This window comes from Nonomuraea insulae (assembly GCF_042656245.1).
The window spans coordinates 306456-320398 of record NZ_JBHSPA010000045.1 but is presented as its reverse complement, the minus strand read 5'-3'; the positions used below and the strand labels follow the sequence as shown (position 1 = coordinate 320398).

Sequence of the window (13943 nt, the reverse complement as noted above, 5' to 3'; positions counted from 1 at the left end):
GTCTAAGGAGCGACGGCGGCCAGCTCGGGAACGGTCTTGCCGTCCAGGATCGAGCGGGCCAGCGCGTCCCCCGTGAACGGGGCCATCGTCAGGCCCGCCGCGCCGAACCCCGTCACCACGTGCAACCCCGGCGTGCCCGGGAGCGCGCCCACGATCGGCAGCAGCTCCTCCGACGGCAACGGCCGCAGCCCCACCCTGGTCTCGATGAGCGTCGCGTCCGCCAGCCCGGGGGCGATCCTGAGCGCGTCGGCCAGGACCTGCCACTGGCCGCGGGCGGTCACCCGGGCGTCGAACCCGCTGCCCGTCTCCCTGGTCGCCCCGACGGCCACCCGGGAGTCGTCGAAGGCCACCATGTAGTGGTGCGACAGCGGATGCACCGACGGCCAGCCGCTGGTGTCCACGCCGTCGAGCCGCAGGTGGGTGATCTGGCCGCGCTGGGGTTCGACGGCCAGGCGCAGGTCGTAGGGGGCGAGCAGCTCGTTCGCCCAGGCGCCCGAGGCCACCAGCACGTCGTCGGCCTCCAGCGTCTCGGAGCCCACCTCTACCCGGGGCGCCCCCTGGGGGCGTGGCAGGAGCCTGGCCCGGCCGTCCACCCGCCGGGCGCCGTGGTGGACGGCGCCTTGGAGCAGGGCGTCACGCATCGTACGGCCGTCCACCCGGCCGCCGCCCGAGATGTACACGCCCTCCAGTTCGGGGGCGAGCGGCGGGAACAGGGCGCGCACCTCGTCGTTGCCGATGCGCCGCACCTCCCCCACCACGCCGCCGGCCGTGCGGGCGCGGGCCTCGACGCGGGCCTGCGCCTCGGCCAGCCTGGCCGGGTCCTCGTGGACGAGCAGGGCGCCGTTGCGGCGGTAGTCGGTACGCTCCACGCCCGCCTCGCCCAGCAGCCCGATGACCTCGGGGTAGTAGGCCGCGCCCGCCGCGTACAGGTCGTAGAACGGGCCCTCGACGGTGGAGGCCCACGGCGAGATGATGCCCGCGCTGGCCCCCGTGGCCTGACCGGCCTCGCCGGAGTCCACGACCGTGACGGCCGCGCCCCGGCGGGCCAGCGCGAAGGCGGCGCTCGCGCCGGCGATCCCGCTGCCGATGACGATGACCCGGTGCTGTACCACGATGTCCTTCCCTAGATGAGAGCGGCGTGGGCCGCCGGCGAGGGGTGGGTCATGACCCACATCACCTCGGTGGCGGCGGCGGTCCTGTTGGCGATGGTGTGCGGGACGGTGGAGGGGAAGTGGATCGCGTCCCCGGCCGTGAGGGTGATCTCGTGGTCGCGGAGCCTGATGTACAGCTCGCCGGAGGTGACGTACGCGACCTCCTCGCCTTCGTGCGTGGTCAGCGGGGCCATGACGGAGGTCGGGTGGATGCGGAAGAACAGCGACTCCAGCGTCTGCCCGTCGAATCCCGGACGGAACGGGTAATACTCCCGCTCACCGACCACGGCGTGATGGTCGGCGGCCTCGGTGCCGCGCCAGAGCGAGAACTCCCGCTTGGGGACGGGCGCGGGCGTCTCGGAGCCGAGCAGCGTGGCGGGGGCCAGGCCGAGGGCCTCTGAGATGGCGAAGAGCGAGGTCAGGGAGAGCGAGCACTCCCCCCGCTCGACCAGCGACAGGAAGCTGGAGGAAAGACCGGACCTGGCGGCCAGCTCGCGCAGGGAGAGCCCCGCGTCGAGCCTGACCTGCCGGAGCTGGGCGCCGATGGCCGAGAGGGAGCCGGCGAACCGGCTGTCGGGGCTCGCCACGGCGCCCGCTTTCGACTTCATAGACGTGTCCCGTTCTGGGGAGGGGTGCCGGGCCACGCGGGCACGAGATGCTTGCGCTGGAGCCGGTCGACGGTTTCACAGCCGAGACTACCCATCACGCTCTCCAGCTCGTCGTAGAGATTGCGCAGGATGTTCGACACACCGGACGAGGGCTCCTCGTGGGTCCCCGCGGCCAGCCCGTACGCGGCCAGCCGCCCCACCCCGACGGCCGTCGCGCCCAGGGCCAGGGCCTTGGCCACGTCGGTGCCGTGCCGCACACCGCTGTCGATGATCACGGGCACCTGCCCGTCCACCGCGTCCACGATGTCGGCCAGCCGTGACAGCGGCGCGACGGTGCCGTCCAGGTTGCGGCCGCCGTAGCTGGACATGTAGATACCGGCCGCGCCCGCGTCCACCGCGCGCCTGGCCTGCTCGACGGAGGTGACGCCCTTGAGCCACCAGGGCAGGGTGAGCCGGCGGGACAGGCTCTCCAGGCGGTTCCAGTCCCAGCGGGGCCGGCTGAAGTCCATGAGCTCCCGCAGCGCGTCGAGGCTGGCGCCGCCTTCTCCGTAGTTGCCCATGCCGTAGTAGCGGTGCAGGTCGAGGCCGGATTCGCGCATGCGCTCACGCCAGGCCCTGGTGGGCGCGTCGGTCAGGCACAGGCCGCGGTACCCGGCCGCGGCGGCCCGCTCCTCGAACCCGAGCACGTGCTCCTCGCCCGCGACGAGCGCCACCTGGACCAGGCCCTGGCGGCCGTCGAAGTGCGGGGCGAGGCCGGCCAGGCTGTCGGAGGAGCTCTCCGAGACGACGGAGGTGATCCCGGCCTCGGCGACGGCGCGGGCGGCGGCGGCGTACCCGGCCGGGTGCAGCGCGCGGTCGTAGCCGAACGGCGAGAGGAACACCGGCATCCGCAGGTCCAGCCCGAACAGCTCGGCTCCGAGGCGCGGGCGGTCGAGCCCGGTGAGCATGTCGGGGTCGAACGCCCACGAGGCGAACGCGGACCGGTTGAGCCGCAGCCCCTCCTCGCCGCTGGCGCCGCCCTCGACGTAGTCCCAGAGGCGGGGGCTGAGGATCCCTTCACCATGCTGAACCCGCTCATGCGGGCCGGCCGGCACATCAGCGAGACCCTGCGCGACGAGCGCGGCCGCCGGCTGCGTGGCGCGGCGGCCCGCGAGCAGGAGCGGGCGCGGCTGGCCGAGGTGGGCATCCACGACGCGTCGGTGGCCGACCGGTACCCGTTCGAGCTGTCGGGCGGCATGCGCCAGCGCGTCGGCATCGCCGCCACGCTGGCGGGCGACCCCGGCGTGCTGCTGGCCGACGAGCCCACGACCGCCCTGGACGTGACGACGCAGGCGGAGATCCTCGCGCTGCTCAAGACCATCCAGCGGCGGCGCGACATGGGCATGGTGCTGATCACGCACAATCTCGGCGTGGCGTTCGGCATGTGCGACCGGATCTACGTCCTGTACGCCGGCCAGGTCATCGAGCACGGGCCCAGCGAGGAGATCGCGCGCAGCCCGCGGCACCCGTACACCAGGGGACTGCTCGACTCCGACCCGCCGGCCGGGCACCGCGTGGCCACGCTCACCTCGATGCCCGGCTCCGTGCCGCGCGCCGCGGACGTGCTGGAGGTGTGCCCGTTCGCCGACCGGTGCGCCTTCGCCGCCGACGTCTGCCGTGACGTGCCCGTCGAGCTGCGGCCGCTCGGCGCGGGCCGGGAGAGCGCGTGCGTGCGCATCGAGGAGATCGGCGCCGGCCTGGCCGCGCGCGACGCGCTGCGGGCCGAGGCAGCGCCGGTCGCGGAAGCGCCGGTCCTGGAGCCGATCGTCACCGTACGGGACCTGCGCAAGGACTTCACCCGCGCGGGACGGACCGTGCGGGCGCTGCGCGGCGTGTCCATCGACGTGGCGGCGGGCGAGAGCGTGGGCGTGGTCGGCGAGTCCGGCTCGGGCAAGACGACGCTCGGCCGCTGCCTGGTCGGCCTGGAGACGCCGACGGGCGGCACGGTACGCATCGGCGACGTCGACGCGGGCGACTACGGCCGCCTGTCCCGCCGGGAGGTGGCCGGGCTGCGCTCGCGGGTGCAGATGGCCTTCCAGGACCCGTACTCGACGCTCAGCCCCGCCCGTTCCATCGGCGCCGTGCTCAAGGAGGCCATCCGGCTGGACGGGGCCCAGCATCGGCGGCTCGACGACGAGGTGGGCGAGCTGCTCTCCCTGGTCGGCCTGCCCGCCGCGTACGCGGGACGCAAGCCCGCCGCCCTCTCCGGCGGCGAACGGCAACGCGTCGCCCTGGCCAGGGCGCTGGCCCGTAAGCCCGACCTGATCGTCTGCGACGAGATCGTCTCCGCACTCGACGTGTCCGTGCAGGCCCAGATCCTCACCCTGCTCACCAGGCTGCAGCGCGAGCTGGGTGTGGCCTACCTGTTCATCACCCACGACCTCGCCGTCGTACGTCAGGTGACCGACCGCCTGTACGTGCTGCGCCACGGCGAACTGGTCGAGAGCGGGGCGACGGAACACGTGCTCGACGAACCCTCCGCCGAGTACACGCGCGCCCTCATCGCCTCCATCCCGGCCCGCGAGCACCTACAGAAGGAGTACCGCCAATGAGACACCCCCGCGGTGTGATCGCGGTGGCCGTGGCCGCCGCACTCGCCCTGTCCGGCTGCGGAGGCGGGGGCGGCGGCTCGTCGTCCTCCGGTGATTCCGGCTCCACCACGCTCAGCTGGGCCATCGCCTCCGCGCCCCGGGCGATCGACATGTACGGCGATTTCAGCGCCAACGCCAACGTCGTCGGGTCCCTGGTCAACGAGCCGCTCGTGACGCTGAAGAACCTCAAGCTGGAGCCGTCGCTGGCGGCGAGCTGGAAGGCCACGTCCCCCACCACGTACGTCTACACGCTGCGCGAGGGCGTCAAGTTCTCCGACGGCAACCCGGTCACCGCCGAGGACGTGGCCTACTCCTTCAACCGCCACCTCACCGAGGACTCCACCTCGCAGAGCGTCTCCCACCTCAAGACGCTCAAGGAGGCGAGCGTCACTGGCGGCAACGAGGTCACGGTGAAGCTGGTCAAGCCGGACGCCACCTGGGTGTACGACCCCATGTTCGCCCCGGTCGTGGAGAAGGCCGTGGTGGAGAAGGCCGGGGACCAGTACGGGGCGCCCGGGGGCACGGTCGTGGGGACGGGGCCGTACAAGGTGGAGTCGTTCTCCGCCTCCGACGGCATCGTGCTCAAGCGCAACGAGAACTACTGGGGGCCGAAGCCGCCGTTCGAGGAGGTGCACTTCACCTACGTCGCCGACCCGAACTCGCTCTCGCTGGCGCTGCGCTCCGGCGACGTGGACGGCAGCTTCGGGCTGCCGTTGTCGAAGGTGGCGCAGTTCGACAAGCTGCCCGGGGTGACGCTGACCGAGGGCGACGCCCTGGCGACCGCCTCGCTCATGATGGACCTGGACACGCCGCCGTTCGACGACATCCATGTCCGTAAGGCGTTCGCCTACGCCTGGGACGCGCCCACGTTCGCCAAGACCGTCCTCGGCGGGCACGCCACCCCGGCCAACGCCATCGCCTCGCCCGGCTTCTGGGCGAACCTGGCGGACCAGGCCAAGGTGGATGAGATCTACAAGTCGATCCCGTCGTATTCGTTCGACATGCAGGCGGCGGCGCGCGAGCTGGCGCAGTCGAAGACGCCGCAGGGCTTCAGCACCTCCATCAGCTACCCCGACAGCCGGCCCGAGCTGGGGCAGGCGCTGCAGGTGCTGGCCGAGAAGCTGAAGCAGCTCAAGATCACGCTCACCGTCAAGGAGATCCCCTACTCGCAGTGGGTGACGCTGATCAGCTCCCACAAGGACCTGAAGATCCAGATCGCCCAGTGGAACCCGGACTACCCCGACCCCAGCGACCTGATCCTCAGCCAGTATCCGAGCAGCCACGCCGTCAAGAACCAGTACAACCTGTCGAACTACCGCGACGACACCGTGGACAAGCTGATCGACAAGGAGCTGGCCTCCACCGACGACGCCGAGCGGATCGAGACCATGACCTCGATCCTGAAGAAGGTCGCCGAGGACGTGCCGAACGTCAACCTCTACTGGCCCAAGACCATCATGGCCGTGCGGGAGCCGTACAAGTACCAGAACTACAACGGCATGTACGCCTCCGAGCTGTGGGTCTACAACCTCGCCAAGGCCGCCTCATGATCGTCGTCATCGGCGCGGGGGTGGTCGGCGCCAACATCGCCCACCGCCTGTCCGCCCGCGGCGCCGCCGTCACCGTGATCGACGCCGGCGCCCCCGGTGAGGGTACGAGCGCGGCCAGCATCTCCTGGCTGGCCACCTTCCCGCAGATCGCCAACTCGGTGCCCGCCATGGTCGCCTACCGGCGGCGCACGTACGACCTCTTCCGGCGGCTGGAGGGCGAGATCGGGGGCGGCTGGATCCACTGGACCGGCACCTACACCTGGTCCGAGCCCGGCGACCGGCTCCGGCGCGACTTCGCCGCGATGGCGGAACTGGGCGTCCGCGAGCTGGACGCCGCGACGGCGCGGGCCGCCGAGCCCGCGCTGGCACTTCCCGAGGGTGTCCCGGTGTACGCCGAGGACGACGGCGGCTGGGTGGACGCGCCGCTCATGGTGCGCACGCTGCTGGAGGCCGCGCGGGGTCATGGCGCGACCGTCCTCGACCACACCCCCGTCACGGCCGTCGTGCCCGCGGGCGAGGGCCACCTGGTCCGCACCCCGGCCGGGGAGGTGGCCGCCGACGTCGTCGTCAACGCCGCGGGCAGCTGGGCCTCCCACATCGGCGCACTGGCCGGGACGCCGGTGCCCCTCGATCTACGTCCCGGCCTGGTCGTCTACAGCCGGCCGCTGGCCGTGCCGCTGACCCGCGTGCTGAACAGCACGTTCCTCAACATCCGCCCCGACCCGTCGGGCGGGGTCGCCATCCACTGGCGCGGCGAGGACACCTACACCGCGCACTCCTACAACGCCGTGACCCCCGCCCAGGTGATGACGGCCGCCGCCGAGGTGCTCCCGGAACTCCACGGCACGGACCCGGCCCGCGCCGCCATCGGCATCCGGCCGGTACCGCCGGGCGGGCCGGTCATCGGCTGGCACCCCAGCCGCCCCCGCTCCTTCGTCGCCGTCTCCCACGGGGGCGTCGGCTGGGGCCCCGAATGGGCCGAAACGGCCGCCGCCATGATCCTCGACCACACAACCCCACCCCAATCCACCGCCTTCACCCCAGCCCGCTTCCTCCACCCCTCCTAACCCACCCACCCCCTCCGACCAGCACACCGCACCCGTCCGGGCCGAGGTACCTCTCCGACCAGGAGACCACGCCCGTCGTGGGCAGGGCGACGCACCCAGGACAGCACACGGCACCGACATCGGCGGACGCCGCGCCGAGCCTCCAGGCGCCGGGCGGGCGGGACGCGGGACGGCGGAGCCCGGCGGGCGTGGGCTCGGGTGCCGGGGGGCGCCGTAAGCCGGGCTTGGAGGCCGTCAGACCGGGTACCACCTGCGGCGACAGCTGACGTAGCACGTCGCCACCCCCCACGGCGGCCCGCACGCATGGAGCCCGAAGAGTGGACGTATCCGCCGCCGTGTGGTGGCTGACGATTCTGGGGATCGTCGCCCTGCTGCTGTTCGACTTCTTCTTCCACGTCCGCAAGTCACACGTCCCCACCCTCCGCGAGGCCACCGTCTGGTCCGCCCTGTACGTCGGCATAGCCCTGCTGTTCGGCGTAGGCGTCTGGCTGTTCGGCGGCCCCACCCCAGGAGCCGAGTACTTCGCCGGTTACGTCACGGAAAAGGCCCTCTCGGTAGACAACCTGTTCGTCTTCCTCGTCATCCTGTCCAGCTTCAAGGTCCCCCGCGCCGAACAGCAGAAGGCGCTGCTGTTCGGCATCGTGTTCTCGCTCATCGCCAGAACCGGATTCATCCTGGTAGGCGCGGCGCTGATCAACATGTTCGCGTGGGTGTTCTACCTGTTCGGCCTCATCCTGCTGCTCACGGCGGGCAACCTGCTCAAGCCGGAGGGCGAGGAGAGCCACTCCCCCGACAACCTGATGGTCCGGGTGGCCCGCCGCCTGCTGCGTACCAGTGACACCTATGACGGCGACAGGCTGTTCACGGTCCAGGACGGCAAGCGGGTCATGACGCCGATGTTGCTGGTCATGATCGCGATAGGCGGGACCGACATCCTGTTCGCCCTGGACTCGATCCCGGCGATCTTCGGCCTCACCCAGAACGTCTACCTCGTCTTCACCGCCACCGCGTTCTCCCTGCTGGGCCTGCGCCAGCTCTACTTCCTCATCGACGGGCTGCTGGACCGGCTGATCTACCTGACCTACGGCCTGGCCGTCATCCTCGGCTTCATCGGGGTCAAGCTGATCCTGCACGCGCTGCACGAGAACAACGTGCCGTTCATCAACGACGGCGAGCCGGTGAAGGTGGTCGAGATCAGCACGGGCCTGTCCCTGTCGGTGATCATCGGCGTGCTGGTGGTGACGGTGGTGGCCTCGCTGTCCAGCCCCAAGGGCCGCGCGAAGAGCACCGTCTCGGCGGTACGGCGGCACGTCCAGGAGTACCTGGACGTCGAGCACGACCCCAAGGTACGCGAGGAGATCTTCGCCAAACTGCTGGCCGAGGAGGCACAGCTCAAGAAGCTGCCGGTGCGGTACCGCAGGGAGATCCGCGACGAGGACAAGCTGACGGCCCTGCTGCGCCGCGCCCACGAGGAGCGCGAGGAGCACGAGGAGCACGAGGAGCAGGACGAGCACGACCGGGCCTGAGCCGCACGCCCAGACCCGGTCATGTCGAACCTCAGGTACGCCGGTCCGTGCCGTTGCCGTCGTACCCGAGCAGCCGCATGGCCGTGTCCGGATCCATCGCCGCGGCCAGGAGCTGGGCCCTGGCGTGGGCCTGGTCCCGTTCCTGCTCCGCCTTGGCCTGCGCCGTGCGGACACCCTTGATCGCCACGAACGCCAGCCCGGCGCCCACGATCACCGCCACGACTATGACGAACAGCAGGAGCAGCAGCCCCGGCGAGGCCACCGAGGATCCGGCGGCCGCGGTGGAGCCCACCGACAGCGTGCCGGTGACGGCGAGCGCGGCGATGACGGACAACACCAGCAGCCCGAGCAGGCAGGCGATGACCAGCCAGACCCGCCCCATGCCCCGCCGCGCGGGCGGAACGGGAGCCGGGGTGGCGGCGGGCATGCCCACCACGATGGGCACGGGCGGCACAGCCGACGGGGTGACAGCCGCCCAGGGCACGAACTCAGGCCGATCGGAGTGCTCCCCCGAAGGCTGGATCGGCGGCCGGACGATCGGCGGCGCCTCGATCACCGACGACTGGATCACCGGGGACTGGGCCACCTGAACCGCCTGGAACGGACCGCCGACGGAGACCGGCTCGGCCTCGACCGGCTCCATCCGCCCGGGCAGCTCCCGGTCGATGTGGCTGTGCTCCTTGTGCGCCCTGGCCGCGTCCCGGTGGTACTCCTCCAGCTCCTGATAGAGATCGTCGGAAGCGTAGATCGTCCCGTCGATGAGCGGCCCGACCTCGCCCCGGAGGATGGCGATCACGTCGTCACCGTTGAGCGTCTTGTGCGTCTCCAGCGCGTGCGCCAGGCAGAGCACCTCCCTGCGGTGCTCCTGCAGCAACTCCTCGGTCCGCTCCAGCAGCCGGACGAGGTTGAACTCGATGCGCTCCCCGAGCACGTCGGGCGTCAGGTCCGACTGGCTCCTGGCCGGTTCCCTGTCGGTGATGCCGATGCCGATGCCGGGGCCGCGCTTGCGCATGGCCTTGCCGCCCATGATCTCCAGCTCCTGGAGCGCGGGCAGCGAGGTGACGCCGGAGCCCATGCCCCAGTACGACTCCATCATCGCGGTCAGGTACGTGGCCGAGTACAGGTCGCCGGAGACGCCCGAGGAGTTGTCCTCGCCGAAGAACATGCGCTCGCCGGCCAGCGAGGCCAGGGAGACCATGATGTCGGCCTCGTGCTCGGACTTCCACCGGGTGAACTGGTCCTCGGGCTTGATCGAGGCGACCATGCCCAGGTAGTCGGCGCCCTTCTCGATGGTGGCGATGTCGATCTCGAGGTGGAAGCGGGTCACGTACGCGACGACGGCGTGGCATGCCTCGTGGACGGCGACGGCGTGCCGCTCGCGCTCGATGTACTCGACGTCCTCGGGCGGCCCGAGTTGCTTGAGCCGCTTGGCCCGCAGCACGTCCGACCAGGTGATGATCTCGCGGCCGTCCCTGATGGCGGTGATGAGCGACTCGTTGACCAGGTCCTTGATCGTGGCGCCGGTGGCGTACGGGGTGATCGTGGCCAGTTTGTCGATCTGCTTGGGGGTGAGCTCGTGCAGGACCTTGTCGAAGTAGCCCTGGTACGTGCGCACCCGTCCGGCCTTGGAGGGGTATCCGACCTTGTAGATGCGGTCGATGCGACCCGGCCGCAGCAGTGCCTCGTCGAGCGCGTCGGGCCGGTTCGTGGCCATCATGACGAGGATGCGGTATTTGGGCGGTGGCTTGGGCCGCATGCCGAGTAGCCGCCGTACGAGCCGGTTGAAGAACCCGCGCGGCTTCTTGAGCCCGGACAACTCGGTGAGCAGCGCCTGGAGCGTGCCAGGGTCGCCACTGCCGTTCATGCCTCCGCCCATGAAGAAGCGGTTGCGCAGGCCCGGCTCCTCCTCGCCCTGCCGCCCGCCGCCGAAGGCGAGGATCTGGCGGGTGGCCTCGGACATGTAGTTCGTGCCGTGGCAGCCGGCCACGCCGGAAAGGCCGGAGAAGCCGCCGCCCTGGCCGGGCGGGCCCTGCTGGGCCAGGCGGCCGCGCTTGCCGAGGGAGTCGGCCTCGTCGAAGAAGACGATCACGCCGCCGTACCGGAGCGCCAGTTTGCGCAGTTTCCTGAACAGTCCTTTGACCTTGAGGATGCCGACGCCCATGAACATGTTCGTGAACGCGCCCGGATCCACGAACACGTACGGCTTGCCGGTCTCACCGGCCACGGCCTCGGCCATCAGCGTCTTGCCCGTTCCCGGCGGGCCCCAGAGCAGCAGGCCGCTGGGGACGTACCCGCCGCGCTTCTCGATCTCGTCGGGCCGCTCCAGGAAGACGATGTTCTCCTGGACGCGCTCGACCACGTGGTCCTGCCCCCACACGTCGTTGAAGCGCGTCTTGATGTCGTCGGGGAAGTACGTCTCGACGCCGCCCCTGGACAGGAACCAGAACAGGCCGACGAACTGGATGATGACGACGAAGAACAGGAAGACGATCTGCAGGAAGAACGGCAGCGCCTGCCAGATCAGCGCCGGCGCCTGCATCAGGGCGGTGAACGGGGCGACGTCCAGCACCGCCCCCAGCACCAGGGCGATCAGGATGATGAAGAAGGCGATCTTCAGCGCCCGCGCGAGGCGGAAGCGCGTCCAGTCGTCGAAACGCCGGTGCGTCCAGCGTTCGAAGCCGCCGAAGACCTTCTGGCTCCAGAAGCGGTGGTAGGCCGACCAGTGCTCGCTGACGAAGAAGTGCAGTTGCCGCAGGGCCTCCGCGCCGAGCAACCAGAAGATCCATGGATAGGCGAACGCGATCTGCTGGGCCGCCTGGGGAAAGGTGATGACGCCCTCGAAGTCCGCCATCACCTTCCACGTGAGGACGAGGTAGGCCAGCACGAGGACGATGAGGAACTTGCTCCGATCCCAGAACTGCATCTTCTTCCTGGTCACGGATTCCGGATCGGAAGGCCCGCTGCCCGGGGCACGCAGCCCTTCATGGTGAATCGTCGTGGTCAATGGTGCTCCCTCATCCAGGCAGCCGGAGCAGCTTGAAAGAATTCGCGATCTTGTCGAACTCGGCGCCGCGCTTCCTGAAACAGACCGACTGGCAGCCGATGAGCATGACGGAGACCGTGGCGCCCTTCTCGTCGAGAATGGCCGTGTGGTCGAACGTCTGGATGTCGTTGCCGATCTGGTAGTTGAAGCGGACGTGGACTCCCCTGGCGCCGTGGTCCAGGGTCAGAACCTCGTCGCTGATGGGCTCGAAGCGGTTGAACATCGGCGTCTGGCCGACCGTCGCGGCCTGTTGCAGGTAAAGCGTGCGCACCTGGTCCGTCACCGGCAGGATGAAGTCGCGCAGCCTGTTCAGGGAGACCGCATCCCGTTGCTCCTCCGTGAGCTGGTGCACGGCGGCGTAGACGAACGGTTCCGGCGAGCCGAGCAGGTGGTTGACCGACGGATCCGTGGACTGGTCGAAGGCCGTCGACCAGACCCGCTGCGCCCGCAGCAGCGCCGACTGCGAGTTGGGGTGGTCACCGGACAGGTACAGCTCGATCGGGTACGCGTCGAGCTGCGTGAACGTGGCGGGCACCTTGAAGTACGTCGTACCGGCCTTGTCGTGCACGTAGGTGAACTCAGGCTGCCCGCAGGCGGACAGCACCAGGATCGCGGCCAGGAGCGCGATCAAAGCCCGTGCTTTTTTCACCAGGGCTTACCTCCGCTTTACGGACCAACGGAGTTGTTGTGCCCGCTTTCAGGCGGAACGAGCCCAATGTGCGATGGAAAATCTTGACCAAATCTTGCCCGTACATTGGCTTTACTTGTTACAGATCAAAAAGCCCTGCGTGCCGGGGCTGCGGCACTCCGCTACAACGTTCATGCAACCCCCCATTGGTTCATCTCGGGAAGTAGCGAAAGATATGAGGATCCCTACCGACCCTCGGAGTGAACAAATGACAGAACCCGCAATGGAGACCGTGGACTCCTTCGGCATGACCGCCGAGCGCCAGTTCGCCGACCTCTGGTCGCGTTCGGTCCTGTCGGTCAGGGAGCGCCGCCTGCTCCTTCTCGGGCTGCTCGTCGGCCAGGGACTGCACGACATGACGGACGTTCAGCTCGACGTCGCCCTGCGGGCCGGCGAGTTGAGCGAGACCGAACTCCGCGAGGTGGTGGTCTTCCTGACCCACTACGCCGGCTGGACCCGGGGAGCCAAGCTGAACGAGCAGGTGGAGGAGCTCATCGAGCGGGTCAGGCAGGGTCGATCCGGTAGAGGGGGCCCTGCAGGCTGAGCGCGTACAACTCGCCGTCGGGGCCCTCCCCGAACGAGGAGAGCTGATCCACCTTGCCGACCTCGGCCGCGTCCCCGAGATCGTCCGCAGGCGCGGCTCTGACCCACCCGGCGCAGAAGTCGCCGTACAGGAACTGCCCCCGCAACCAGGGGATCTTCTCGCCGCGATAGACGAATCCGGCGATGACCGAGCAGTTGCCGCCCTCGCCCAGCGGATAGACGATCACCGGGTCGACCAGGTCGCCGGCCTTGCCGTCGCGGAAGGCGCTCTTGCCCTCGCGCAGGTTCCAGCCGTAGTTCTCGCCGCCCTTCGAGCCGGCGGGCTGGTGGTCGACCTCCTCCCACGCGTTCTGCCCGACGTCGCCGATCCACAGATCACCCGTGTCGCGGTCGAAGCCGAACCGCCAGGGGTTGCGCAGGCCGTACGCCCAGATCTCCGGCCGCGCCCCCTCCTTGCCCGCGAACGGGTTGTCCTCCGGCACCTTGTACGGCTCCCCGCGCGGGTCGATGCGCAGGATCTTGCCCAGCAGCGTCCCGAGGTCCTGGCCGTTGCCCTCCGGGTCGCCCCCGCTGCCGCCGTCGCCCAGCGCGATGTAGAGGTGGCCGTCGGGACCGAAGGCGAGCTGGCCGCCGTTGTGGTTGGCGTAGGGCTGGTCCTGGGTGAGCACGTCGCGCCTGGCGGTGGCGCGGGCGCCGTCGTAGGCCCATTCGGTGACGTGCGTGTCGCCGCTCGCGTCGGTCCAGTCGAGGTAGACCCAGCGGCCCGTGGGGTGGAACGCCACGCCGAGCAGCCCCTGCTCGTTGCCCGTGCTCACCTCGCGGGACAGGTCGATCACCGTCTTGCCGTCGGAGGTGCGAAGCTTGCCGGTCTGCTCGGCGACGTAGAGCCGCTCGTCACCCTCGCGCACGGCGAACGCGACCGGCTGCTCCAGCGTGGCGATCTTCTCGAACCGCAGCTCACCCGCCTTGGCAGGAGCCGCCGGCGCGGCGGTGGTCGTCGCTGGAGGCGCTTGGGTGGTCGTCGCCGGAGGCGCTTGGGTGGCCGGCCCGGCGGCGGGCGGCTGGACGGTCGTACAGGCGGTGAGGGCCACGAGGATGAGCACGGCCACGACGAGGCGCACGCTGCTCATCCTGCCA

The 13943-nt window shown here is 70.1% G+C and carries 11 protein-coding genes; 5 read left to right on the top strand and 6 right to left on the bottom strand.

Translation table 11 applies throughout. The features are described from left to right. Positions 1-2: 2 nt before the first annotated feature. Genes ACFPZ3_RS35890 through ACFPZ3_RS35880 form a run of 3 tightly spaced genes read right to left on the bottom strand, consistent with a single transcriptional unit; the run spans position 3 to position 2853 of the window. Entirely contained in the window at positions 3-1112 is a 1110-nt protein-coding gene (locus tag ACFPZ3_RS35890) for an NAD(P)/FAD-dependent oxidoreductase (protein ID WP_379518765.1), read from the bottom strand. 11 nt (positions 1113-1123) lie between these two features. Further along, positions 1124-1759: a helix-turn-helix domain-containing protein gene (locus ACFPZ3_RS35885; protein ID WP_379518764.1), complete on the bottom strand. Its 636-nt coding sequence runs from the start codon at positions 1757-1759 to the stop codon at positions 1124-1126. Beyond that, the gene (locus tag ACFPZ3_RS35880) at positions 1756-2853 is read right to left on the bottom strand and encodes an alpha-hydroxy acid oxidase (RefSeq protein WP_379518763.1); all 1098 of its coding nucleotides are present in this window, start codon (positions 2851-2853) and stop codon (positions 1756-1758) included. Before ACFPZ3_RS35880 ends, ACFPZ3_RS35885 begins: the two co-directional genes overlap by 4 nt. Here ACFPZ3_RS35880 and ACFPZ3_RS35875 point away from each other — a divergent pair. The 4 genes from ACFPZ3_RS35875 to ACFPZ3_RS35860 all read left to right on the top strand — a co-directional run bounded on the left by ACFPZ3_RS35875 (position 2821) and on the right by ACFPZ3_RS35860 (position 8532). Then, positions 2821-4350 carry an oligopeptide/dipeptide ABC transporter ATP-binding protein gene (locus tag ACFPZ3_RS35875; RefSeq protein WP_379518762.1) on the top strand — a complete coding sequence of 510 codons (1530 nt, stop codon included), beginning with the start codon at positions 2821-2823 and terminating at the stop codon, positions 4348-4350. The two genes, ACFPZ3_RS35880 and ACFPZ3_RS35875, sit on opposite strands and share 33 nt — an antisense overlap. Next, positions 4347-5939 carry an ABC transporter substrate-binding protein gene (locus tag ACFPZ3_RS35870; protein ID WP_379518761.1) on the top strand — a complete coding sequence of 531 codons (1593 nt, stop codon included), beginning with the start codon at positions 4347-4349 and terminating at the stop codon, positions 5937-5939. Before ACFPZ3_RS35875 ends, ACFPZ3_RS35870 begins: the two co-directional genes overlap by 4 nt. Further along, positions 5936-7006: an NAD(P)/FAD-dependent oxidoreductase gene (locus ACFPZ3_RS35865; protein ID WP_379518760.1), complete on the top strand. Its 1071-nt coding sequence runs from the start codon at positions 5936-5938 to the stop codon at positions 7004-7006. The genes ACFPZ3_RS35870 and ACFPZ3_RS35865 overlap by 4 nt, the downstream gene beginning before the upstream one ends. A gap of 317 nt (positions 7007-7323) precedes the next feature. Then, positions 7324-8532, top strand: coding sequence for a TerC family protein (locus tag ACFPZ3_RS35860; RefSeq protein WP_379518759.1), 1209 nt, complete (start codon positions 7324-7326; stop codon positions 8530-8532). A gap of 31 nt (positions 8533-8563) precedes the next feature. Here the strand turns inward: ACFPZ3_RS35860 and ACFPZ3_RS35855 are convergent, their stop codons facing one another. Beyond that, entirely contained in the window at positions 8564-11536 is a 2973-nt protein-coding gene (locus tag ACFPZ3_RS35855; protein WP_379518758.1) for an AAA family ATPase, read from the bottom strand. Positions 11537-11546: 10 nt separating this feature from the next. Beyond that, the gene (locus tag ACFPZ3_RS35850) at positions 11547-12224 is read right to left on the bottom strand and encodes a hypothetical protein (RefSeq protein ID WP_379518757.1); all 678 of its coding nucleotides are present in this window, start codon (positions 12222-12224) and stop codon (positions 11547-11549) included. A gap of 247 nt (positions 12225-12471) precedes the next feature. Here ACFPZ3_RS35850 and ACFPZ3_RS35845 point away from each other — a divergent pair, with 247 nt between their 5' ends. After that, entirely contained in the window at positions 12472-12807 is a 336-nt protein-coding gene (locus tag ACFPZ3_RS35845) for a carboxymuconolactone decarboxylase family protein (protein WP_379518756.1), read from the top strand. Here ACFPZ3_RS35845 and ACFPZ3_RS35840 read toward each other — a convergent pair. Beyond that, on the bottom strand, positions 12767-13936 hold the full coding sequence (locus ACFPZ3_RS35840; RefSeq protein ID WP_379518755.1) for a PQQ-dependent sugar dehydrogenase: 1170 nt from the start codon (positions 13934-13936) through the stop codon (positions 12767-12769). The two genes, ACFPZ3_RS35845 and ACFPZ3_RS35840, sit on opposite strands and share 41 nt — an antisense overlap. Positions 13937-13943 lie beyond the last annotated feature (7 nt).